The 22,302-nt window shown below is 69.2% G+C and carries 20 protein-coding genes and 1 pseudogene; 9 read left to right on the top strand and 12 right to left on the bottom strand.

The window, feature by feature from the left end; all coding sequences use genetic code 11:
• The first annotated feature begins 61 nt into the window (after positions 1-61).
• The 3 genes from OG587_RS14950 (at position 62) to OG587_RS14940 (ending at position 2,683) form a co-directional block, all read left to right on the top strand.
• Complete coding sequence (locus tag OG587_RS14950; protein WP_329090691.1) at positions 62-544, top strand: MarR family winged helix-turn-helix transcriptional regulator; 483 nt, start codon at positions 62-64, stop codon at positions 542-544.
• A gap of 98 nt (positions 545-642) precedes the next feature.
• Complete coding sequence (locus OG587_RS14945) at positions 643-1,734, top strand: NAD(P)/FAD-dependent oxidoreductase (RefSeq protein ID WP_329090689.1); 1,092 nt, start codon at positions 643-645, stop codon at positions 1,732-1,734.
• 34 nt (positions 1,735-1,768) lie between these two features.
• Positions 1,769-2,683 (top strand): LLM class flavin-dependent oxidoreductase, encoded by a 915-nt coding sequence (locus OG587_RS14940; RefSeq protein WP_329090687.1) that lies wholly within the window; start codon positions 1,769-1,771, stop codon positions 2,681-2,683.
• A gap of 284 nt (positions 2,684-2,967) precedes the next feature.
• Here OG587_RS14940 and OG587_RS14935 read toward each other — a convergent pair whose 3' ends face one another.
• From OG587_RS14935 to OG587_RS14925, 3 genes and pseudogenes are all read right to left on the bottom strand, one after another.
• Positions 2,968-4,434 carry an aldehyde dehydrogenase (NADP(+)) gene (locus OG587_RS14935; protein WP_329090685.1) on the bottom strand — a complete coding sequence of 489 codons (1,467 nt, stop codon included), beginning with the start codon at positions 4,432-4,434 and terminating at the stop codon, positions 2,968-2,970.
• 209 nt (positions 4,435-4,643) lie between these two features.
• Positions 4,644-4,820: pseudogene (locus tag OG587_RS14930) on the bottom strand (helix-turn-helix domain-containing protein); the annotation flags it as partial.
• A gap of 79 nt (positions 4,821-4,899) precedes the next feature.
• Positions 4,900-6,138, bottom strand: coding sequence for a glycosyltransferase 87 family protein (locus tag OG587_RS14925; RefSeq protein WP_329090681.1), 1,239 nt, complete (start codon positions 6,136-6,138; stop codon positions 4,900-4,902).
• A 335-nt stretch (positions 6,139-6,473) separates the two neighbouring features.
• Here OG587_RS14925 and OG587_RS14920 point away from each other — a divergent pair, with 335 nt between their 5' ends.
• Entirely contained in the window at positions 6,474-6,818 is a 345-nt protein-coding gene (locus OG587_RS14920) for a DUF1801 domain-containing protein (protein ID WP_329090679.1), read from the top strand.
• Between the two features lie 532 nt (positions 6,819-7,350).
• Here the strand turns inward: OG587_RS14920 and OG587_RS14915 are convergent.
• Positions 7,351-8,652: a helix-turn-helix transcriptional regulator gene (locus tag OG587_RS14915; protein ID WP_329090677.1), complete on the bottom strand. Its 1,302-nt coding sequence runs from the start codon at positions 8,650-8,652 to the stop codon at positions 7,351-7,353.
• 171 nt (positions 8,653-8,823) lie between these two features.
• Here OG587_RS14915 and OG587_RS14910 point away from each other — a divergent pair, with 171 nt between their 5' ends.
• The 3 genes from OG587_RS14910 to OG587_RS14900 all read left to right on the top strand — a co-directional run bounded on the left by OG587_RS14910 (position 8,824) and on the right by OG587_RS14900 (position 10,081).
• Positions 8,824-9,258, top strand: a complete 435-nt coding sequence (locus tag OG587_RS14910) for a hypothetical protein (RefSeq protein WP_329090675.1) — start codon at positions 8,824-8,826, stop codon at positions 9,256-9,258.
• 16 nt (positions 9,259-9,274) lie between these two features.
• Positions 9,275-9,457, top strand: coding sequence for a hypothetical protein (locus OG587_RS14905; protein WP_329090674.1), 183 nt, complete (start codon positions 9,275-9,277; stop codon positions 9,455-9,457).
• Positions 9,458-9,757: 300 nt separating this feature from the next.
• Entirely contained in the window at positions 9,758-10,081 is a 324-nt protein-coding gene (locus tag OG587_RS14900; protein ID WP_329090672.1) for a hypothetical protein, read from the top strand.
• A gap of 108 nt (positions 10,082-10,189) precedes the next feature.
• On the opposite strand, the gene OG587_RS14895 is transcribed toward OG587_RS14900, so the two are convergent.
• From OG587_RS14895 to OG587_RS14870, 6 genes are all read right to left on the bottom strand, one after another.
• Positions 10,190-10,960, bottom strand: a complete 771-nt coding sequence (locus OG587_RS14895) for a hypothetical protein (RefSeq protein ID WP_329090670.1) — start codon at positions 10,958-10,960, stop codon at positions 10,190-10,192.
• Positions 10,961-11,233: 273 nt separating this feature from the next.
• Positions 11,234-12,829 (bottom strand): acyl-CoA synthetase, encoded by a 1,596-nt coding sequence (locus OG587_RS14890; protein ID WP_329090668.1) that lies wholly within the window; start codon positions 12,827-12,829, stop codon positions 11,234-11,236.
• 19 nt (positions 12,830-12,848) lie between these two features.
• Complete coding sequence (locus tag OG587_RS14885; RefSeq protein ID WP_329090666.1) at positions 12,849-14,000, bottom strand: thiolase domain-containing protein; 1,152 nt, start codon at positions 13,998-14,000, stop codon at positions 12,849-12,851.
• Positions 14,001-14,180: 180 nt separating this feature from the next.
• A complete protein-coding gene (locus OG587_RS14880) occupies positions 14,181-15,200 on the bottom strand; it encodes a thiolase domain-containing protein (RefSeq protein WP_329090664.1) in 1,020 nt (339 codons plus the stop codon).
• Entirely contained in the window at positions 15,201-16,112 is a 912-nt protein-coding gene (locus OG587_RS14875) for a Zn-ribbon domain-containing OB-fold protein (protein ID WP_329090662.1), read from the bottom strand.
• Complete coding sequence (locus tag OG587_RS14870; protein ID WP_329090660.1) at positions 16,102-17,652, bottom strand: acyl-CoA synthetase; 1,551 nt, start codon at positions 17,650-17,652, stop codon at positions 16,102-16,104. The genes OG587_RS14875 and OG587_RS14870 overlap by 11 nt, the downstream gene beginning before the upstream one ends.
• Positions 17,653-18,006: 354 nt before the next feature.
• Here OG587_RS14870 and OG587_RS14865 point away from each other — a divergent pair, with 354 nt between their 5' ends.
• On the top strand, positions 18,007-18,822 hold the full coding sequence (locus OG587_RS14865; protein ID WP_329090658.1) for a crotonase/enoyl-CoA hydratase family protein: 816 nt from the start codon (positions 18,007-18,009) through the stop codon (positions 18,820-18,822).
• Positions 18,823-18,983: 161 nt separating this feature from the next.
• On the opposite strand, the gene OG587_RS14860 is transcribed toward OG587_RS14865, so the two are convergent.
• Both OG587_RS14860 and OG587_RS14855 read right to left on the bottom strand, forming a co-directional pair.
• Positions 18,984-19,988 (bottom strand): alpha/beta hydrolase family protein, encoded by a 1,005-nt coding sequence (locus OG587_RS14860; protein WP_329090656.1) that lies wholly within the window; start codon positions 19,986-19,988, stop codon positions 18,984-18,986.
• A gap of 250 nt (positions 19,989-20,238) precedes the next feature.
• Positions 20,239-20,847 (bottom strand): TetR/AcrR family transcriptional regulator, encoded by a 609-nt coding sequence (locus OG587_RS14855; protein ID WP_329090655.1) that lies wholly within the window; start codon positions 20,845-20,847, stop codon positions 20,239-20,241.
• A gap of 189 nt (positions 20,848-21,036) precedes the next feature.
• Between OG587_RS14855 and OG587_RS14850 the strand changes: the two genes are divergently transcribed.
• Positions 21,037-22,257, top strand: coding sequence for a cysteine desulfurase-like protein (locus OG587_RS14850; protein ID WP_329090653.1), 1,221 nt, complete (start codon positions 21,037-21,039; stop codon positions 22,255-22,257).
• Positions 22,258-22,302: the final 45 nt, after the last annotated feature.

Here is a 22,302-nt window from a genome sequence, read left to right as displayed (position 1 = left end):
TGTAGAACGCCAGATAGTTCGTCCCACGAATTGCAAGGCGCTTGAATGTTACCCTGGCCGAGTGGGTAAACATGATGATGGCCAGATCGGGGTTGTGGCCGCGCTGGTACGGTCCACGTTCTTGGTGAATGCCGTGTACGCCGAGTCCGCCCGGGAGTATGGCCTCACCTCGCAGCAGGGACAGTTGCTGTGCGTGCTGATGGTCCAGCCGTACGGCATGAGTGAATTGGGTGCGATGTTGGGGCTGGCCAAGTCGAGCCTTACCGGCCTGGTGGACCGCACCGAGCGCAACGGCATGGTCCAGCGCGAACCGGACCCACAGGACATGCGCGCGGTGCGGGTCGCGCTCACCCGGCAGGGCGGCAGGCTCGCAGGAGAGTTCTATGCCGAGACTTGCCGGCGGATCGAGAAGCTGACCGCGGGACTCGCCACCGCCGAACGCGACACGCTCGCCGGCCTGCTCGGCCGCGTCGTGCTGGACAACGAGGTTCCCGCGGTCTTCCTGGAACCCGACGAAGCAGCCGCCGCCGATCGCAAGCGCTAAGACCGCCCCGTCGCCCGCAGCCAAGATTGCAGTTCGTGCCACGAACTAATATAGTTCGTGGAGCGAACTCAACTCTTTGTCTGCGGGGAGCGTAAATCATGAATCGTACAGTTGTGGTCATCGGCGGAGGTTACGGAGGTTCGGCGGCTGCCAAGGCGCTGGACTCCGAGGCCGACGTCATCCTCATCGATCCCCGGGACGCGTTCGTCAACTCGGCGGGGTCGCTGCGGGCGCTGACCCAGCCCGACTGGGCGGGCAACATGTTCTTCCCCTACAACGAGTGGCTGACGCGGGGCACGGTGATTCGCGACCGTGCGGTCTCCGTGGACCCCGGCGGCGTCACCCTGGCCTCAGGTCAGCGTGTTGAGGCCGACTATCTCATCCTGGCCACCGGCTCCAGCTACGCCTACCCGGCCAAACCCAACGCCGACTCCACTGGCGAAGTCCTGGACGACCTCCGCCGGACCCACAAGGAACTGGTTGATGCCGAGCGGGTGCTGATCCTCGGCGCCGGGCCGGTCGGTTTGGAACTGGCCGGGGAAATCAAGGAGGTCTGGCCGCACAAGCGCGTGACCATCGTCGACCCGGCCGAGCGGCTTCTGCCCGCGTTCCAGCTGGAGCTGCGCCAGGAGCTGCACCGCCGACTTGATGAATTGGGCATCCAGGTGCGGCTGGGCACCGGCCTGACCGCGCCACCGCCGACCGAGCCGGGTCAGGCCGGGACCTTCACCGTCACCACCACCGGCGGGCAGGAGATCACAGCCGACATCTGGTTCCGCGCCTACGGCGTGCACGTCAACAGCGACTACCTCGCCGACGGCCGGCTCACGACCCGCACCCCACAGGAACAGGTCCCCGTCACCGAGACCCTCAACGTCCACGGGTACGACCACGTCTACGCGATCGGCGACATCACCGATGTCGCCGAGGCCAAGATGGCCGGGTACGCGATGCAACACGCCGAGGTGGTGGTGCGGAACATCATCGCCCAACTGCGCGGCGAGGAGCCCACGGGCACCTACCAGCCCTCACCTCATCCCATGATCCTGCTCCCGCTCGGACCGCGTGGCGGTGTCGGCCAACTGCCCACACCCGACGGCCCGGCCGTCGTCCCGGCTACGACGGTCATCGAGTACAAGAGCGCCGACCTGTTCACCGACCGCATGGCCGAACAGTTCGGCACCGCCTGAAGGGCTGGAACACGTGGACTACAAAGGAAAAGCATTGTCTGTACAAGAAGTCGTCTTCGGCTTCGGCGCGCATACCGGCATCGACGAGGTGTCGGAGCTGCTGCGCATGGCTCAGCAGGCCGACCGTGACGGACTTGACATCTTCTCGCTGTCGGATCATCCCTACATCGGCGGGCGCCTGGACGCCTACGCCTCCCTCGGATTCATCCTCGGACGTACGCAGCACATCTCCGGCTTCGCCAACGTCACCAACCTGCCAACCCGGCCTGCTCCCATGCTGGCGCGAATGGTGACGTCGCTGTCGGCGCTGTCGGGCGGTCGCATCGTGCTCGGCATGGGCGCAGGCGGGCTGTGGGATCGAATCTCCGACATGGGGGTGCCGCGGCTGTCGCCGGGCGATGCCGTGAACGCCTTCGAGGAGGCGATCGTCCTGGTCAAAATGCTGTCGGGTGGCGGTCCGCCGGTCACCTACCGGGGCCGCCACTACCAGGTGGACCAGATCGAGCCTGCTCCTGTGGCCGCGCCTTCCGTGTGGACCGGATCGGTCGGCCCGAAATCCCTGGCCGCCACCGGCCGGGTGGCCGACGGCTGGGTCCCTGGCCACGCGGCGGATTGGCTCAGCGAGCGATACCGGGTGTCGCGGCCGGTCATCGACGAGGCGGCGACGGCCGTGGGCCGCGATCCGCGCGAGATCCGCACGGTCTTCAATTTCCCCGGACGCATCACCGACCGGCCGCTGCCCGCCACGCGTGACCGCGACGGCCGCTGGATCGGCGGCTCCGTCGGCCAGTGGGTCGAGGAACTGACCGCAGCCGTGCTGACGCACGGCGCGTCGGGCTTCATCCTCTTCCCGCCCGGCCACGCCGCACACGAGGACGTCTCCCTCGGCCGCTGGGCCAGGGAGATCGTCCCGGCCGTACGCGCAGCGATCGCGAAGGAAAACGGCTAAACCGTACTCCGGCTCACACCGGACCAAGCCACACCGCCGCACCGTACGCGGATGGCATCCCACCAGCTGAGCAGCCAACCACACGCTGCGTGCCAGCAGCTGCTCAGCGCCACTCGTGACCCCCTCACCCCTCCCGTCGATGTCGGCGGGGCCGGGAAGCGCCTGACGGGTCATCGGCCGTTCCGTTGTCGCTCAAGTCCCTCCGCAGGTCCTCGCCTGAATGGGTGGCTCGTGAACGACGAGCCACCCGGGTCTGCCGGAATGTCAGGCGATGTCAGGCGATGTCAGGCGCGTCCCTCGACGAGGACCCCGTCGACCCGGCGCGGGATGCCCAGGGGGTTGTCGTCGCGCAACTCCGGCGGCAGGAGCTCGGCCGGCCAGTCCTGGTAGGCGGTGGGCACCAGCCACCTGCGGATCGCGGCGGCGCCGACCGAAGTGTGGGCGGCGGCCGTGCTGGCGGGCCAGGGACCGCCGTGGTGCATGGCCCAGCGGACCGCCACACCGGTCGGCCAGCCGTTCCAGATCAGCCGTCCCGCCTTCCTGAGCAGCACCTCGGCACTCTCGCGCGCCTCGGCGGGGTCGGTCGCGTGGATCGTGGCGGTCAGCGAGCCGTCCAGCCTCTCCAGCACGGGAGGCAGGTCCGCGGGGTCGGTGTAGACCACCACGACGGCGGCCGGGCCGAAGCACTCCTCCACGAGATCGGGCAGGTCCGCGGCGAACGAGGCCAGATCGGTGACGAAGACCTGCGGGGTCACCGCGAACGCCCCCTCGCCCGGCCGCCCCTCGGCGAGCGGGGTGAGTTTGCCGAGTCTGGCCAGCCCGCGCAGGAAGCCGCCCTGCATCCGCTCGGTGAGCATCGGGCCGCCCACGGTCTCGGAGACCGCCTCGGAGATGGACACCAGGAGGTCCGCGTCGTCGGGGACGAACACCAGCCCGGGGTTGGTGCAGAACTGGCCGGTGCCGAGGGTGAGCGAGGCGGCGAACCCCTGGGCGAGGCCGTCGCGGGCGGCCGAGGGCAGCACGACGACGGGGTTGACGCTGCCCAGCTCGCCGTAGAACGGGATGGGGTCGGGACGCTCGGCGATGAGCGCCTGGATGGCCTTGCCCCCGGGGATGGAGCCGGTGAACCCGACGGCCACCACGGACGGGTGCCCGGCCAGCCGCTTTCCCGCGTCGAGCCCGCGGACCAGGCCGAGGAGGGCCGGGTCGGGCAGGGCGCGCTGGATGATCTGCCACGACAGCTCCGACGTGGCCGGATGCCCGTCGTGGGCCTTGACCACCACCGGGCATCCGGCGGCCAGCGCCGAGGCCGTGTCACCGCCCGCGACCGAGAAGGCGAACGGGAAGTTGCTCGCCGCGAAGACCCCGGCCACGCCGGGCAGGGGGTGGTTCATCCGCCGCAGGTCGGGGACCGGCGGCTGGGCCGTCGCGTGGTCGATCACCGCCTCCACGTGCCCGCCGTCCCGCAGCACCTGGGCGAAGAGCCGGAACTGACCGGCGGCCCGTGCCACCTCTCCGCGCAGCCGGGTCTCCCCGAGCGCGGTCTCCGCGTCGGCCGCCCGCCAGAGCTCCTCGACGTTCGCCTCCAGCGCCGCCGCGACCGCGTCGAGCGCCGCCGCCCGGTCCGCGGACCGCCAGGCGGTCCCGGCCGCGAGAGCCGCCCCGACGATCGCGTCCACCTCGTCGTCCGAGGTCAGGGGGAAGGGATCCCCGACGAACTCGCCGGTCCTGGGGTCAACTGAGTGGATCACAACGAAAGCCTTTCCTCAACGGAGCCTGCCACGCCAGGCCACTCTCCTACGGTAAGCGCTTTCCATCACAGTGGCCACCCAGCACGGATCCGCTCGCCCTCGTCGACCATGCCCTGAAGCAACCCATCAAGCAACAGATCGTGTCATCCAGGCCGCAGACCGTGTCATCCGGCCAGGCATTCGAGGCGTCTCCCACCACACCCCTGGCGACCACCGCTGCACAGCGCCCGTCGCCACCGGTTGGCCGACATCCGCGAAGCGCGAGACTCCCGCGCGACCTGGGCATCGGTCGCGCCTTCGGCGAAGCGGTCGGCCGCTTGCATCCGTACCTGCTCGCGACGTGATCGCTGTTCGGCGGTCAAGCCACCGCCATCGGGACACCCCATGCACTTCAGGTGATTTCGCGACGACCGGCTGCCAACTCACGCCGAGGTCAGGTCATGTAACCCTGACCGTTGAAGGTCTCTAGCCGTCGGCCGACCCGCGCCTTCTTTGCCGCCAATCGCTCCGGCCGAAATAAACCGCAAGCGCCAGCAACGTCGACAATCCGCTGAGCACATAACTACCCGTCAGCAACATCAGCCACGTTCCGACGTGGGATGGATATATAAAAAGTATCGCCAGGGCGACATATCCAGGCAGTAGAAAGATGAACCACAAGAACCCCACGCCCACCTTCTCAAGCGTGGCGTCCACGCGCTGGGCGCGCTGTGCCCACAGCACCAGGAGCGGTATGCACCAGACCCAATGGTGCGGCCAGGAAACGGGTGAGACAAGCAGCCCCACGATGGCGCAGGCGGTGATTCCGGCGAGCTCGCCCGCCTTCTTCGCGGTCCATGCGGCGACCAGAAGCCCACCCGTGCCGACTACCGCGCACAGGGCGAGCCAGAGAGGCACGATGGGCCAAGAGTCGGGCAGGAGCATGAGCACGCCGCGAATCGATTGATTGAAAAAATTCACCTCCTGCCCGGCGATCACCCGTTGCGTGTCGAAAAATGCACCGCCCCAGTAATCACGTGAATCGGCCGGCAGCAGCAGAAATCCGAGGATCACCGTGCCGAGAAAACCGAGGCCGGCCATCAGGGCGGCCCGGAAGCGACGCGTGACGAGAAGATAGGGAATGAATATCAGTGGGGTGAGCTTGATACCGGCGACAATGCCAGTTATCACGCCGCGCCACTTTCCTTTGCCGTGCGTCAGATCTACAACTACCGCTAGTAGCAGAATAATACCTATTTGCCCATTCCACAGCGTTAGCGTTACCGGGTACAAGGGAAGTATCGCGACAACAACCAACAACGTGTGAGTTGCCCGGCGGCTACGGTTCCTCACCGCAGTACGGCCGACGAGAATCCATATCAACACCTCAAGGGCGAGTATGCAGATCAGCACCCAGAGGGCGGCGGAAACCTCCATTCCGACCAGGGCGAGAGGCGTGAACAGCATTGCCGCGAACGGCGAATAGGTGAACTTCAGTGAATTTCCACCTACAGTCAAGTCATAGACAGAGGTACGCCCCAGTACCGCCGCTCCGCCTTCCCGGTAAACCTCCAGATCGATCCAGCCCTTCGCATAGATCGTGTTGAAGGCGAAGGCTGTCAGCGCGCCGCTCAACGCGATCAACACTCCGCATGCCATTTGGAAAGAGCCGCCATCTCTCTTGCCCAAACGAATTCGCGGACCGGCTGACACCGAAGAAGACATGGCAACTCCCGACTTAGCTACGGTGCACGTTAGCCACGCCGGCTTGTCCAAAGCTTGTCGCGCCTCGCCTGTGCCGACCGTTTGCCGGTCAGGGCTCTGGTGCGTACCAGGGCGCCATCGAGTAAGACGACCTCACCGCCCTGCTTGGCGGTCTTGTTCAGGACGCGGTCCAGCCGTGGTGCGCGGGCGGCCAGAAGGTCGACGGACTCCAGCACCCAGCGGCGCACGGTGGCGGCGCTGTCCGGTTCCGAGGAGCACAGAGTCTAGATCTGCCGGCTGGGCGGCCCCGGTCCGCGGGGCCTTATATTGGGAGTCCACGGACGCATGGGGATGACATGAACGACGAAGTAACGCAATACATAAACGGCAAGAAGCCCTGGCAGATCGCCGTTTTCGAGAAGCTGCGCGCGATGATCATGGAAACCGTTCCCGCCGTCGAGGAACGGTTGCAGTACGGCAAGCCGCACTATCTCAAGAACGGGCATTACGCGGCGGTCGTCGCGGTCTCCAAGGACAAGGTCTCGTTCATGATGTTCAACGCGACGGACATTCCCGCGGTGGCCGGATTCATCCGGGCGATGGGCGACGGCGATCGCAAGACCGTCGACATCAAGGAAGAGCAGGAAGTCGACTACAAGGAGCTCGCAGTCATCCTGGAAAAGACCTCGGCCGCTCTGTGATCGCGGCTGGGTGAAGCACGGGCACGGTCTGAGCGGGTGATGCGCCGAATGCCATCACCCGCTTTCCCGCCCTTCAGGTCACCATCACACCGGCTCCCCAGGTCGCCGTCACCAAGACCGTCGAAGCAGAGCAGCCCGCCGCCACACCCACCGCATTGCCCGACATGGCGCACACCGAAAAGTTCCGCGCCTTGTCCCCGGACGGTGAGCAGGACTCGTTTCCGCGAAATCGGCAGGCCGCCCCGTCCGAACATCTGTATTTTGATGTGGTTGACACGGCCTTCGACAGGGCCGGAATTCCACGGGTTGGTCAGCTCATAAATGACGGCGGGTGCGCCTGGGCAAGCCCGACTCGGTCCAGGGCGAGGCTGCGCGTGCTGGTCCGTCGGCGTGGTTCCAGCGCTCGGCCGATGTGGGTCACAGCGACGGCCGCGCTGACCACTGCGATGTCGCCCAGCCTCGTATCGGCTGGAAGAAGTAACGCTTCGTCCAGCGGTCGGTGGACGAAGCGTCGCACTCCCGCGACCGGAAACTACGTCGCGGCCTCGATGGCCAGCACTTCACGAAACTCGCCGATAGCCGGGCGGTCCTGCTGGTCGAGAGGTACGGCACGCAGCAGCATCCGCCCGGTCTCGATGATGTGGTTGCTGCGGTAGGCGACGGGGAGAGGATCTATCACCGCCGCTGCCCGACGGACTCCCTCGTCAACGGCGCCCTGGACGACCGTGCAGAGCGCCTCATGCAGAGCGACATTGGCCTGGTACTGGTAGTCGCTGGTCAGCCTGAGCACGTTCTCCCGGGCCGCGCCGGCCTTGGCCTCGTCGCCGGCACCGGCATAGACCCAGCTCTGCGCGAAGTAGATCTGGTTCTCTTTCCAGAATCCGAGAGAATCCCCGCGGCCCCCCTTCTCCGTCAGCCCGACAAGGACGTCCAACGTCTCACACGCCTCGGCGTGTTTGCCGAGCAGGGAGAGGGCCTTCGCCCGGGTGGTCAGCAAGTCGACGGAGGGGCCGCCGGCGACCTGCTCCGCGATGTTGACGAGGCGCATGACCGTCTCCGGGGCGCGCTGCCCGTAGAGCCCGTGGCCTGCCTCCTCGGCACGAACCAGCAGACGCAGCTCCCGATCCCCGGAGGCGTCGGCCGCGCTCCGACCGGTACGCCACCAGCGGACGGCGGCCCCGTGATCCCCCAGGCGGGTCAACGCGTTGGCGTGAATGCTGGCCAGCATGGCCAGGGTCCGCTGCAGCTCGGTCACCTCGGCGGGAGACGACGCCTCCATCTGCCGCCGTACCGTGAGCAGGTCGATGATGAGATCGGCCGCCACCTGCGCGGGAGGCCGGGTGCGAAGCGCGTGCAAGTGGTCGGCGGCGGACATCTCCCACTCCTCGCCGCTTCGGAAACCATGGTCGAGGGACAGGTCGAGAAGCTGGCGAACCGGCTCACCGGAAGCGCCGAGTATCCCGATCCCGGCACTGGCGGCGGCAAGCTGCAAAAGTCGTCGGCGTTCCATGTCGTCGTCTCCATCTGACGCCTTCCAGACGAGACTACCCTCGGACACTTCCCCCGAGTCGGCGACATCCGGCGAATCGGCGAACAACTCTTCCTCGGTGACCTCGAAGATCTGCGCGAGCAGCTGCGGATAAGGCTCGCTCGGCCGATGCTGAGCGGCCTCCCATGTGCGGACCATGCGGGCCAACGATTCGTGAGTCGGCATGTGTGCCCGGGTGCGACCGCTTGCCGCATCGATCAGCTGCCGGGCCACGTCTTTCTGTGACCATTTCTGCGACCGTCGCTCTTCGCGCAACCGCACGGCCCACACAGGAAGATCATTCATGCGCGCACCTCAAGGGCACAGGGGATACAGGGGGATATCCGCCCCGTCCAAAGTATCCCCTGTTGTAAGGCGATCACGCAGCGTTCTCATGGAGTCACCATGAAAGACGAAGCCCGCCCATGGCATTGCGCGCCAGGACGGGCCCCTTGATCAGGAAGGTCCTCCTGACCCGTGAACAACCCTAATGCTCCGCTTCTCGACCGGACTACGGTGAGCGGCTGCGGCCGCTTCGCCGCCGCGCCACCCGTCACCGAACCGTCGCCCGCCCTACAGCGTGCCGGGGACCTGGCCACCATCCTGGGCGACGTCTACGGCATCGAGGCCGACGTCCACGAGCTCGCCTCCGGCAACGCCATCGTGTCCGTCTTCCGTGGGCTCCTGGCCTACACCGATGGCGAGACGTTCTGGTGGACCAGCCCCGAGCTCAACAGGGCGGGCAGCCCGCTGCTCAGCTCCGAACTGACGCTGCCCGTCGCCGCCGAGCAACTCGCCGAGCACTACCGGATCCTGCGCGCCCGCCCCGCCGCCAGCGTGCTGGAAAGCGAGCTGCCGCTACTGGCCGACGCGCTCCTGCCCGACGATGCCAGCGATGTTGTCCCGCGCTGACCGGAAGGAAGCAGACGTGATCCCGCCCTACGGCACACCGACAAGCGACCGGCTCAGCGCGGCTACCTGGCTGCCCGGCGCCATCGCCGCCCTCCAGCACCTACGAACCGAGTTGCACGACTACCGGATCTATCCCGCCATCGCCTACGACGAGGGGCAGCCCCGCCTCGTGATCGGCGCCGACACGCTGACCGTATGAGTCGACCGCAAGGGCGAGTTCTTCTCGTGGGGCGCTGTCCATATGGAGGAGCCCGCCGAGTCCGCCCCGGCCGACGACCTGCCGCAGGTCGCCCGCCGAATCGCCGAACAGCTTGGCGAGCACTACACCGAGCCGACCACGGCTCCATGAGCGGCGCGGCGGCACGGCGACCATGACTCCCGTGCCGTCGCGCTCACACTCCCCGCAAGCGGTGGTGCGCGACCAGGGGCCGCAGCGGGGCGAGGCGCGGGGGGCCGGGAGTCGTCGCCCGGCCCCCCGCACCTCAGAGAGGAGCACGCGATGCCAGTCACCCCCGACCTTCCGAGCGGCGAGCTGGACGCCCGCAGCGCCTGGCCCTGCCCCGGCGTCAGCGCGCACCCCGCACGCGTTGTCGCGTGGCGCCGGGCGCTCGACTGGGATTCGGTACCGCAGGGGCGTTACCGCGTCGTAGAGCACACGTGCTCCTGCCGGACGGTCTTCTACGAGCTGATCTCCTGCGGCGGCACCTACATGATCCATAGGGTGATCCAGCGCAGGCCGCCAGAACATGCCTTCACCGGGCGGTGGACGGTTCGCGAGGCGCGGGAGATATGGCAGCAGGTGCTGACTGGGCAGGCGCGATAGCCGAACGCGCAAGGGCCGCCTGCCCCGGTATTCGGCACCGGCTCACCCCTGGATACAACCCATACAACCCCTCGCGTTACGGGGACGGTACGCGGGTTCCACTCGAAATCAAGGAAGCACCGCCTCCCAGCGGGCGATCAGGGTCTTGCCTCTGGTGGTCACCGTCACGTTGTCCCCGGCCTTGCCCAGGGCGGTACGCAGCGCCTTCGCCTCGTCCCCCCGGTAGGTCCGGGTGCCGAAATTGCCGCCGGACGCGGCCTCGATCGGCGTGGTGATCCCCTCGGGCCAGGTCGCCCGCCGGATGGGCCGGGCGCTCGGGTCCTCGTACATCGTCACCGTGATCGGCGCGGCGGGGTCGGGGGTGCCGGTGGATCGGATCCTGGCGGTCAGCTTCGAGAGGCGCTCGGTCGCGGCGACGATCGGCGCGTCTTCCGCCAGCGGCGTCCCCTCCAGCCGGGTCTCGTGCTTCTTCCCGCCGGGATCCACCACGGTGACGACGGCGAAGGGCTGGTCGGTGGCCCCTCCCGTACGGTCGATCGTGCCCTCCCGCCCGGCCAGGGACGCGATGAGCCCGGCCCGCAGGTCGCGCAGTTCGGTCGCGGAAAGCGGGACGACGACCAGTTCGCCGTCCCGCAGCGAGACGGCCCGCCCGTTGGCGGTGACGCCCATGCTGTCGCCGCCCTCGCACGTCATCCCGCCGCAGCTGACGAACCGGACCACGACGTCACCCGGCCGAGCCCCGGTCAGCGCGATGGTCTCGCTCGGCGCGGTCGGTGCGGTCGGTGCGGTCGGTGCGGTGGTCTCGACGGCGGCGCTGGTCCCGGTGGTCGCGGAGCAGCCGGTCAGGAGGAGAAGCACGGCGGCGAGCAGGAAGCGCATCACACCCTTGGAACGGATCGGACACTCTCGCGGTTCACGCCCCACCCCCGGCGAGGCGACCTCGCGGAGACCGGACACCTCGAAACCGGACGGTTGAACGGCCGGACAGCTGAACAGACGGACGGACAGATAGGCGAAGGGACAGACGGACGACGGCCGGGCAGGCGAGCAAACGGAGAGACAGACGGGCAGGCCGTCAAGCGGACACCGGCATCTCTCCGGGAAACCCCGCCACGACGGGACCCGCCGTACGTCACGACGACCGGTGAAGGGTCAGACCCCGGTCGTCCGGGCGGCCTCGGCGATTCTCCTGGCCCAGCGGTAGTCGGCCTTGCCCGCCGGGGAGCGGACCATCTCGTCGACGAAGGCGAAGGTCCTGGGCACCTTGTAGCCGGAGATCCTCCCCCGGCAGTGGGCGGCGAGTTCCCCGGCCGTCGGCGCCGTGCCGGGGCGCGGCTCGATCACCGCCGCCACCCGGTTACCCCACCGCTCGTCCGGGATACCGGTCACGACCGCGTCGAAGACCGCCGGGTGGCCCTTGAGCACCGCCTCGACCTCCTCGGGGAAGACCTTCTCCCCGCCGGTGTTGATGCAGGCGGAGCCCCGGCCGAAGATCGCGATGGTGCCGTCCTCCTCGACCTTGGCCATGTCACCGGTGAGCAGCCAGCGGACGCCGTCCCGGTCCGTCACGAAGGTGCGGGTCGTCTTGGCCTCGTCCTTGTAGTAGCCGGAGGCGATGCGGCCGCTCCTGGCCACGGTGCCCAGCTCGTCCGAGCCGGGCTTGACCGGTTCCAGGGCCGCGTTGAGCACGGCCAGGCCGGCGTGGGGGTTCGCCTGGTAGCGCAGCCCGGACTCGGGGGAGGAGCCGGGAACCGCCGAGGCGGTGTAGCCGGACTCGGTGGAGCCGAAGCTGTCGACGATCATCTTGCCGGGCAGCAGTTCCTCCAGGCGCTCGCGCACGGAACCGCTGAGGATCGCGCCGGTGGAGCTCAGCACGAACAGCGAGGACAGGTCGTAGGCGCCGGTGGCGATCTCGTCGGCCAGCGGGCGGGCCATCGCGTCCCCGGTGATGTTGAGCGTCAGGACCCGCTCCCGCTCGATCGTCCGCAGCACCTCGGCCGCGTCGAACTTGCGGACGTACGCGATCGTGCCGCCCATGCACCAGGCGATGAAGGTGCCCATCTGGGCGGCGCCGTGCATCAGGGGAGCCGCGGCCATCATGGTCATCTCACCCGCCGCGACGGCCGCCTCGATCACCTCGCCCGGGGTGGCGCGCGGCTCGCCGTAGGGGTTGCCGCCGCCGAAGGCGAAGAACAGGTCCTCGGTGCGCCACATCACGCCCTTGGGCATGCCGGTCGTACCGCCGGTGTAGATGATGTAGAGGTCGTCGCCCGACCGCTCGGGGAACCCGCGCGTCTCCGGCTGCCCGGCCAGCGCCTCCTCGTACGGCACCGCGCCCTCGACCTCGGACGGTCCCCCCACCGCGACCAGGTGTTCCAGGGCGGGGGCGTGCGGGGCCGTGGCCGCCACCCGGGCGTCGAACTCCACGTCGAACAGCAGGGCCACGATGTCGGAGTCGTTGTAGAGGTAGAGCAGCTCCGCCTCGACGTAGCGGTAGTTCACGTTGACCGGCACCGCCCGGATCTTGAGGGTGGCGAGCAGCCCGGCCACGTACTCGACGCCGTTGTACAGGTGGATCCCGACGTGCTGCCCGGGGCGCACGCCCCTGCTCTCCAGGAAGTGGGCGAGCCGGTTGGCGTGCGCGTCCAGCTCGGCGTAGGTCACGTGACGGTCGCCGCAGACGACGGCCGTGCGGTCCCCGATCGCGTCGGCGAGTCCTTCGAACAGATCCGCGTGGTTGAACTCCATTCGCACCCCTCCTGGGGGATCAGGGTTTGTCGCTGCCGACCATCCACATCGCGAAGAACTGCGCGCCTCCCCCGTACGCGTGCCCGAGGGCCCGCCTGGCGCCGTCCACCTGGTGCTCCCCCGCCATCCCCCTCACCTGGAGCGCCGCCTCGGCGAACCGGATCAGCCCCGAGGCTCCGATCGGGTTGCTCGACAGCACGCCGCCCGAGGCGTTCCACGGGATGTCGCCGTCCAGGGCGGTGGCCCCGGACTCGGTGAGCTTCCAGCCCTCCCCCTCGGCGGCGAAGCCGAGGTTCTCCAGCCACATCGGCTCGTACCAGGAGAACGGCACGTACACCTCCGCCACGTCGATCTCCCGGCGCGGGTCGGTGATCCCGGCCTGCCGGTAGACGTCGGCCGCGCAGTCCTTGCCGCCCTGCGGGTTCACGGTGTCGCGGCCCGCGCGGAAGATCGGCTCGGAGCGCGTCGCCGCGCCGAGGACCCAGGCGGGGGTACTGCCGGTGAGCCTGTCCTCCGCGGCCAGGACCATCGCGCAGGCGCCGTCGGAGGACGGGCAGGTGTCGAGGTAGCGGATCGGCTCCCAGAGCATCGGGGTCGACTCGACCATTCTCTGGTCGATGCCGGGGATCCTCAGGTGGGCGTACGGGTTCCTCAGGGCGTTGCGCCGGTCCTTGACGGCCACGAGGTGGCCGATGTGCCCGGGGGCGCCGGAGCGGCGGATGTACTCGCGGATGTGCGGGGCGAAGTAGCCGCCCGCGCCGACGACCAGCGAGGCGCTGAACGGCAGGTGGGTGGAGAGCGCCCAGGTCGCGTTGGACTCCGACTGCTTCTCGAACGCCACCACCAGCACCCGGTCGTGCACGCCGCCCTGGATCAGCGAGGCGCCGACGAGCGCGGTGGACCCGCCGACCGAACCCGCGGTGTGGACCCGCATCATCGGCTTGCCCGCGGCGCCCAGCGCGTCGGCGAGGTAGGCCTCGGGCATCATCACGCCCTCGAACAGGTCGGGCGCCTTGCCGATGACGACCGCGTCGATGTCCTTCCAGGTCAGGCCCGCGTCCTCCAGCGCGCGCAGGGCCGCCTCGCGCACCAGCCCGGCGAGGGAGACGTCGTGCCGCTTGGTCGTGTAGCGGGTCTGGCCGACACCGATGACAGCGCAGGGGTTACCCATGGTCGCTCACCGCTCCTCGCTCACTGCGCGGACCGCTTGCTCCGCCGCGCGGTCCACTCCGCTCACTGCGTCGGGTTCGCTCCGTTGCTCATGGTCGCTCACCGCTCCTCGCTCACTGCGCGGACCGCTTGCTCCGCCGCGCGATCCACTCCGCTCACTGCGTCGGGTTCGCTCCATTTCTCATGCCTCCATCACGGTGACGAGGTTGTGCTGGAGGCAGGGTCCGCTCGTGGCGTGCCCGAGGACGCGGCTCGCGGTGCCGTCCATGACGCGCCCGGCCGCCTCGCCGATCCTGATGAGGCCGGTGGCCATGACCGGGTTGGCGGCGAGGGGTCCGCCGCTGGGATTGACGCGCGTGCCCTCCGGGAGCTCCAGCGCCTCGCGCAGGATGAGCTCCTCGTGGCTGAACTGGACGTGCAGCTCCGCCACGTCGACATCACCCTTGCCGACCCCCGCCGCTCGTGCGGCGTCGGCGGCGGAGGTCGACCGGGCGAGATCCCTCATGCCCAGGTAATGCGGCTCTATGCGGTGGGCGATCCCCGTTATCCACGCGGGGCGCTCGCACAGCTCCCTGGCCAGGTCACCGGCCGCCAAAACCAGCGCGGCGGCGCCGTCGGTGATCGGGGCGATGTCGTACGGCCGCAGCGGCGCGACCTCCGTCTCCTCCCCGGTGGGATCCGGCAGGTCGAGGGCGTTCGGGTTGGCCCTGCCGTCGGCCCGGCTGCGCCGCACGATCTCGTCCAGTTCGGCCCGGTCCGCCCCGGTGGCCGACGCCTGCAGCGCGGCGAAGGAGACCTGGTCCAGCCCGAGGGGAGCCAGGTAGTACGGGTCCAGCTGGAGCGTCATGATCTCCCGCAGATCCCCCTGGGAGGACTTGCCGAAGCCGTAGACCAGGGCCGAGTCGACGTCGCCGTGCTGGAGCCTGACCCAGGCCTCGTACAGCGCCCAGGCCGCGTCCATCTCGACGTGGCTCTCCGAGATCGGCGGCCAGGCGCCGAGCGCGTCGAGCGCGGAGACGAAGGAGAACGGCGCGCCCGCCAGGTAGTCGCACGACCCCGAGCAGGTGAAGCCGAACCTCCGCAGCCCGGTGGCGGCCCTCACCTCCTCCAGCGGGGGCAGGATGAGCTCGGAGTCGTTCTGTCCCTCGTCGACGGCGCTGTGCCGGGTCTGCGCGAACGCGACGACCGCTATCTCCCGCATCTAGAGCTCCGCGTCCGGCTCGCCGGTGGGGGCGAACCACTTGATGTTCGACATGGACATCGTCCGCTCCTCCTCGGGCACCCACACGGCCCGCACCCGCATGCCCTGGCGCACCTCGTGGGCCGCGATCCCGCCGACCAGGGCGATCATCGGGACGTCGGTGCCGTCGAGCTGGATGTACGCCGAGACGAACGGCACCTCGGGGGCGCGCGGGTCGGGCAGGTTGTTGATGGCGAAGGTGGTGATCGTGCCGGTGTCCGGGACGACCATCTCCTCGGTGATCGTGACCCCGCACTCGGGGCACGACAGCCGGTAGGGCACGTAGACCTTGTGGCAGGTGCCGCACCGGCAGCCGATGAGGACGCCCTCGGCGACGCCCTCCAGGAAGCGGCCCAGCGCCAGGCCGGGCGTCACCGTGTACTCGACGCTGACCTCGGAGACGATCCTGGTGACCTCGGGGACGAAGCTCTCGATGTCGGTGATGTGCCCGGTGCGCCCGGCCCGCCAGCGGGGGCGCACCCGCAGCCCCGGGCGCATCGCCCTGACGTCCCCGGCGTCCACCGCGTGCACCAGCGAGGTGTCGGCGCCGTCCAGCCGGATCAGGGCCCAGGCGAACGGCCGGTCCAGCGGGTGGCCCTTCCTGGGGCTGGTCACCCACGCCCAGCTCTCGACGGTTCCGGCGGGGCCGACCTCGACGAACTCGCCGGTCACGGCGTCGCCGGTCTCGGGGTCGTACTCCAGCGGCGGCACCAGCGTGCGCCCCGCCGCCGTGCGGACCCCGACGAGCCGCCCGTCCCGCAGCTCGGTGAGGAAGCGCCCGATCACCGGTCCCGTCGTGCGCGTGTATCCGCCGGGGAACTCCAGCACGTGCCGCGCCCGCAGGGGCGCCTGAGTGTCCTCGCTAGATGGCACGTTCGTGTCCCTTCCAGTACGGGTCACGCAGCTTGCGTTTGAGGAGCTTGCCGTTGGGCTCGCGGGGCATCTCCGCGATGAAGTCGACGGACTTCGGCCACTTCATCCTCGACAGGCGGCCTCTCAGCGACTCGATGAGCTCGGCCGCCAGCTCGGGCGAGGGGACGACGCCGTCCGCGGGCTCGACCACGGCCTTGATCTGCTCGCCCCACTCCTCGTCGGGGATGCCGAACACCGCCACGTCGGCGATCTTGGGGTGGACCATCAGCTCGTTCTCGATCTCGGCCGGGTAGATGTTGGTCCCACCGGAGATGATCATGTCGGCCTTGCGGTCGCAGAGGAAGAGGAAGCCCTCCCCGTCCAGGTAGCCGATGTCGCCGACGGTGAAGTGGTCACGCAGGCGGTTGGCCTCGGTCTTCGCCGGGTCGCCCTTGTACTCGAACCGCACGCCCATCATCTTCATGTAGATGGTGCCGGGGGTCCCCGTCGGCACGGGCTCCATGTTCTCGTCCACGATGAGCAGCTCGCTGATCGGCCAGGCGGTGCCGACGGTGCCGGGGTGCTTCCTCCAGCCCTCCGGGGTGGCGATGGTGCCGCCGCCCTCGGTGGCCGCGTAGTACTCGTAGATGCAGTCGCCCCACCACTCCAACATGGCCCACTTGACGGGGACCGGGCAGGGGGCCGCGGCGTGGATCATCCACCTGAGGGAGGAGAGGTCGTACCTCGACCGCACGTCGCCGGGGAGCGCGAGCAGGCGCTTGAAGTGGGTGGGGACCATGTGCGAGTTGGTGACGCGGTACCTCTCGCAGAGCCGGAGCGTCTCCTCGGCGTCCCATCTGTCCATGTAGACGAGCGTGTGCCCCATCTGCAGGGCCGTCCCCCCGAACTGGGTGACGGCGGTGTGGTAGTTCGGCGAGGTGACCAGGTGGACGTTCTCCTTGCCCGGCGTGATGCCGAACAGGGTGAGCAGGAACGTCATAAGCTCGGCCCCGTCGTCCGGGTCCAGGCCGCTGAGCGGGCGGCGCACCCCCTTGGGCCTGCCGGTGGTGCCGGAGGTGTAGTGCATGGTGGCGCCCGCCGTACGGCCGGCCGGGATGGTGTCCGGCTGCCCCTCGGCCAGCTCCGAGACGGACCGCGCCCCTTCGACCAGCCCGAACGTGAAGACGCGGCCGGGGGCGATGCCCGACTCTGCGGCGCCGCGCAGGCCCTCCTCGGCGTAGCGCTCGTCGACGAAGAAGGCGCGCGCCTCGCTGTCGGCGACGATGTAGCCGATCTCAGGGCCGGTGAGGTGCCAGTTGATCGGCGTGTAGTACCAGCCGGCCTGTAGGGCGGCGAGGTAGAGGACGAGCCCGTCGGAGCCGTTGGGCATGAGCCCGCAGATGCCGTCGCCCGCCTTGAGGCCGAGCTCTCTCAGGCCGTGGACGAGGCGGTTGGCACGGGCGAGCAGGTCACCGGCGCGGTGTTCGGTGCCGTCCGGGTCGACGGCGGCCACCCACTCGGGGTCCGCCTGCGCCAGCCTCCAGAAACCGAGCGTACCCATCGGACATCCTCTCGGTGGAAAGGCCCCGGCACACCGGAGTGCATCACGTTCTCTTTATCGCGACAAGCCCTGGCGGAACGGGGTATATAGAACAAGAATCTGTTCTTGTACGCATGGGCAGAGTAACCCCGGGAGGCACACCTAGCAAGCGCTTGACCCAGCACCGGACCCGTCCCGTCCGTCAGGAATCGGCCTTCGGAAGGCGTCTTGCCCGACGCCGCCGGAGGCCCCGGGCGGCCAGACCGCGCGGGCGCGACCGGAACCCCCTCTCACCCCGGGCGGCCAGACCGCGCGGGCGCGATACAGACCCAGAATTTCCCATCAGGCACCTGGTGAATCAACGGAGGTCGTCCCGTGGAACTCCTGCCGATCAGCACGCCGCACTGCCGGGTCGAACGCGACGGTCACGTCGTGGTCGTCACCATGGACCGGCCCGAGGCGAGGAACGCGCTCTCCACCGACATGCTGGTCGGCCTGGCCGACGCCTGGGCCTACGTCTCGGCGGAGCCCGGGGTCCGCGTCGCCGTCCTGACCGGCGCGCACGGGACGTTCTGCGCGGGCGCCGACCTGAAGGCCATGGGCACCCCGTCGCAGGACCCCCGGGTCAGGGAGCGGGCCGCGGCCATCCCCGACTTCCACTGGAAGGGCCTGCTCCGCGACTCCGGCGCCCTGCCGACGAAGCCGATCGTCTGCGCGGTCGAGGGGTACGCCGTGGCCGGGGGCACCGAACTGCTCGTCGGCACCGACCTGCGGGTGGTCGCCGAGTCAGCCACCCTCGGCCTGTTCGAGGCCCGCCGCGCCCTCTTCCCCATGGGCGGCTCCGCGATCCGCCTCCCCCGCCAGATCCCGTACGCCTTCGCCATGGACATCCTGCTGACCGGCCGCGCCGTCACCGCGCGGGAGGCGCTGGCCATGGGCCTGGTCAACCGGGTCGTCCCCGACGGCGAGGCGCTGGCCACCGCCCTGGAGATCGCCGCCCAGATCGCCGAGTGCGGCCCCCTCGCCATCCAGGCCATCCTCCGCGCCTACCGCGAGACCCTGGGCCTGCCCGAGGCCGAGGCCCTGAAGGTCTCCGACGCCATCGGCTGGCCGGTCATCGGCTCGGAGGACGCCAAGGAGGGCTCCCGCGCCTTCCGCGAGAAACGCCCGGCCGCCTACCGGGGCGAATGATCCGGCGCACGTTTCCCGGTTCGACAGGCGGGTGTTCGGAAAACAGCTCATCTCCGCCGACCGCGGGAACCGACCACGCGCGTTTGTGACGCGTAGCTCAGCTCATGGGGGCTCCTGTCACCTTGGCGGGAGTTCCCACCTGCGGGCCGAACCCGGCCTGCTCAGCGGACGCGCGCCTCGATCCAGCGCAGCACGTCGGGCGCCGACGCCTCGGTGATCTCATAATGTCCGACGTTGGGGTAACCGACCATCTTGGCATCGGTGCCGAGGGCCTTCGCCTTTCTCACCGCCAGCTTGGTCTGCTCGGCGGGGACCAGGTAATCGGCGAGGCCCTGTGCGACGAACAACGGCGCCCTCGAACGCATCCGCGGGACCGCGTTGGCACCGAGCCATTTCCGCAACCGCTCGGCTGCCCCGGTGCTGTTCGGAGCGAACTCGGCCCCGGGCAGGTTCAGTTTGACCAAACGGTTCGTCAGCTCTTCTATGCAGGTCGTGTGAACGCGCGGGAATTCCTTGAGCGCTCGCGATCCGAGATAGTCCGCGTAGCGCAGTTTTGGTTGCCAAGTGGCCAGTCCGGCGAGTATCGCCATGAAATAGCCATGGTCGATGGGCTTCAGGCGCGCGAGCCGGTCCACGTACGGCCGGTTGTCGGTGATCGGGGCGAGTGCGACCGTTCCCCGGAAATCCAGCCCTCGGCCGTAGTGGGACGCGATCTCACCGGCCGCCATGGCCGCGTGCCCGCCCTGGGAGTGCCCGACGGCGAGCCACACCCCGGAGACGCGTCGATCGAGATCTCCGGCGGCCCGTACCGCGTCGACGACCGAGCGACCCTGGCTTTCCGCGATCAGATAGGGGTGCGCACCGGGGGTGCCCAGCCCTTCGTAGTCGGTCGCGGCGACCACGAATCCCCTGCGCACCAGTCCGGCGAGGTAACCGGCGTAGCCGTATCCCCCCAGCTCGGTATCGCGTGAAGGCGTGCACCGATCGCTGATCCCCGTGGTGCCGTGCGCCCAGGAAACGACCGGCCAGCCGCCGGGCGGAGCCGTCCCGGGAGGAAGCAGAACCACTCCGGTCACCTCGGTCGGTCCGCCTTTCGCCGAGGTGGAAAGGTAGCGAATCCGATAACCGGTCGCACCGGCGGAGACCAGCTCGTCGGGCAGTTCCAAAGGACTGCTTCGCAGCAGGTCTCCGGTGACCGCGGCGGCGGCGGGCCGCGACGGTATCGAGACGAGAGAGGCGACAAGAAGAACGGACGACACGATCACCCGGAGGAACGGGCGCCTCATCCGGATGTTTCCGAGGCGCTGCGACATCGAACAGCGGGTCACCGCGACACCTTCCTGCCGTGGCCCATATCCCGGCGGGCTCGCCGGTCGAGGGCCCGCCTTTTCGTCGCGTCGGCCGCGAACGTGGTTCTCATGTAACCTCCAGCGTCGTTCGGAGTTGGTCCACCAGCAGGTTCCGCAGGCCGTTACCGGCAGGTCGCGGCTGGCCGAGGACCTTCGGGTACAGCAGCCCGTCCAAAGTGGTGACGATCAGGTCGACGATCGAGTCGGCGTCGTGACAGGTGCGGAACGCGCCGCCGCGAATCCCGTCGCGTAGCACGGACTCGAACGGCGCGCGGTAGCTCGCCTGCAGCCGATGGCTGTGCTCGCGCAACTCCTCGTCGTACGCCGCCGCGGTCCAGAACTCCATCAGCATCCGCCACACCGGCACGGGTGTCGCGATGCCGCGGTCGATGAGGCCGACCAGCCGATCCCACGGGTCTTCCAAGCCGCCGCTCTGCGCCTCCATCGCGGCCACCTCGGCCTCGGTGGACGCGCGTAGCGCCTCGACCAGCATGTCCTCCCGGGAACCGAAGTACACCTGCAACGTACTGATCGCGACGCCACTCGCCGCGGCCACGTCCATGAAGCGCGTCTGGTGGAAGCCGCGCTCGACCAGCACCTCGATCACATGGCCCAGCACGTCCTGCCGACGCTGCCGCCCACCGGCTCGCCTGGTACGCCGTTCACTTTCTGCCATGAAGATACGGTAGCACAATACGGTATGGCCATACCGATTTGAGGGTCCGTGGCAGCGACTCCCCGGCCACGTGTGAGATCACCGGTGACCACGGCCGCGCCAGCTGCGCTTAGCCTCGTACCGTGAAGGTCCGCCCCGAAGGGGAAACCCGACGGAACACCGATGGTCGACAGCGACCCGGGAGGTCTCATGGCATACGACGTGGCAGCCGTACGGGCGCGCTTTCCCGCGCTGGACGAGGGCGCGGCGCACTTCGACGGGCCGGGGGGCTCACAGGTTCCCGACCTGGTCGCGGAGGCGGTGGCCGGTGCGCTGCGGGCCGCCGTCTCCAACCGGGGGGCCGGGACCGCCGCCGAGCGGCGCGCCGACGGGATCGTGACCGAGGCGCGCCGGGCGATGGCCGACCTGCTCGGCGGTACGCCGGGCGGCATCGTGTTCGGCCGGAGCATGACGCAGCTCACCTACGACATGGCCCGCGCGCTCGCCAAGGAGTGGCGTCCCGGTGACGAGGTCGTGGTCACCACGCTGGACCACGACGCGAACATCCGGCCCTGGGTGCAGACCGCCGAGGCGCACGGGGTCACGGTGCGCCGGGCCGACTTCGACCCGGAGAGCGGCGAACTGGACGTCGCCGCGATCGCCGGCCTGCTCACCGGGCGCACCAGGCTGGTGGCCGTCACGGCCGCGTCGAACCTGCTGGGCACCCGCCCCGACATCCCCGCGATCGCCGAGCGGGTGCACGAGGCGGGAGCGCTGCTCTACGTCGACGGCGTGCACCTGACGCCACACAGCCCGGTCGACATCGGACGGCTGGGCGCCGACTTCTACGCCTGCTCGCCGTACAAGTTCCTCGGCCCGCACCTGGGCGTGCTCGCCGCCGATCCCGGCCTGCTGGAGACCGTCCACCCCGACAAGCTGCTCCCCGCCAGCGACGCGGTGCCAGAACGCTTCGAGCTGGGCACGCTGCCGTACGAGCTGCTCGCCGGTACGACGGCCGCGGTCGACTTCCTGGCCGGTCTCGTGCCGGGCGAGGGAAACCGGCGCGAACGCCTGGCCGGTTCGATGGCCGCGCTGGAGGAGCACGAGAACGCCCTGCTCGACCGGCTCGACGCCGGTCTGGCCGAGACCGCCGGGGTGACCTCCTACGGCGCGGCGTCGCGCAGGCGCACCCCCACGACGCTGTTCTCCGTCGACCACGTCAGGTCGGCCGACGCCTACCTCTTCCTGGCCGAACGCGGCGTCAACGCGCCCGCCGGCAACTTCTACGCGCTGGAGTGCTCCCGCCGCCTGGGCCTCGGTGACACCGGCGCCCTCCGAGCCGGAATCGCGCCCTACACCGACGAGTCCGACGTGGACAGGCTGCTGAAAGGCATCCGCGAACTGATCGGGACACCCAACCGGCAGGCGTAGGCGATCTGAGCCCTCCGCGAAAAGCGATCCACTGTCTACCGGGGC

It is taken from the genome of Streptosporangium sp. NBC_01469 (assembly GCF_036227305.1).
Taxonomy (GTDB): Bacteria; Actinomycetota; Actinomycetes; order Streptosporangiales; family Streptosporangiaceae; genus Streptosporangium.
This window is presented reverse-complemented; position numbering and strand designations above follow the sequence as displayed.

Excerpts from the sequence above, each read along its gene's own strand:
- OG587_RS14855 (WP_329090655.1), bottom strand. The coding sequence starts at position 20,847 with ATGGCAGAAAGTGAACGGCGTACCAGGCGAGCCGGTGGGCGGCAGCGT.
- OG587_RS14880 (WP_329090664.1), bottom strand. The coding sequence starts at position 15,200 with ATGCGGGAGATAGCGGTCGTCGCGTTCGCGCAGACCCGGCACAGCGCC.
- OG587_RS14925 (WP_329090681.1), bottom strand. The coding sequence starts at position 6,138 with ATGTCTTCTTCGGTGTCAGCCGGTCCGCGAATTCGTTTGGGCAAGAGA.
- OG587_RS14885 (WP_329090666.1), bottom strand. The coding sequence starts at position 14,000 with ATGGGTAACCCCTGCGCTGTCATCGGTGTCGGCCAGACCCGCTACACG.
- OG587_RS14895 (WP_329090670.1), bottom strand. The coding sequence starts at position 10,960 with ATGCGCTTCCTGCTCGCCGCCGTGCTTCTCCTCCTGACCGGCTGCTCC.
- OG587_RS14870 (WP_329090660.1), bottom strand. The coding sequence starts at position 17,652 with ATGGGTACGCTCGGTTTCTGGAGGCTGGCGCAGGCGGACCCCGAGTGG.
- OG587_RS14890 (WP_329090668.1), bottom strand. The coding sequence starts at position 12,829 with ATGGAGTTCAACCACGCGGATCTGTTCGAAGGACTCGCCGACGCGATC.
- OG587_RS14915 (WP_329090677.1), bottom strand. The coding sequence starts at position 8,652 with ATGAATGATCTTCCTGTGTGGGCCGTGCGGTTGCGCGAAGAGCGACGG.
- OG587_RS14945 (WP_329090689.1), top strand. The coding sequence starts at position 643 with ATGAATCGTACAGTTGTGGTCATCGGCGGAGGTTACGGAGGTTCGGCG.
- OG587_RS14900 (WP_329090672.1), top strand. The coding sequence starts at position 9,758 with ATGCCAGTCACCCCCGACCTTCCGAGCGGCGAGCTGGACGCCCGCAGC.
- OG587_RS14920 (WP_329090679.1), top strand. The coding sequence starts at position 6,474 with ATGAACGACGAAGTAACGCAATACATAAACGGCAAGAAGCCCTGGCAG.
- OG587_RS14850 (WP_329090653.1), top strand. The coding sequence starts at position 21,037 with ATGGCATACGACGTGGCAGCCGTACGGGCGCGCTTTCCCGCGCTGGAC.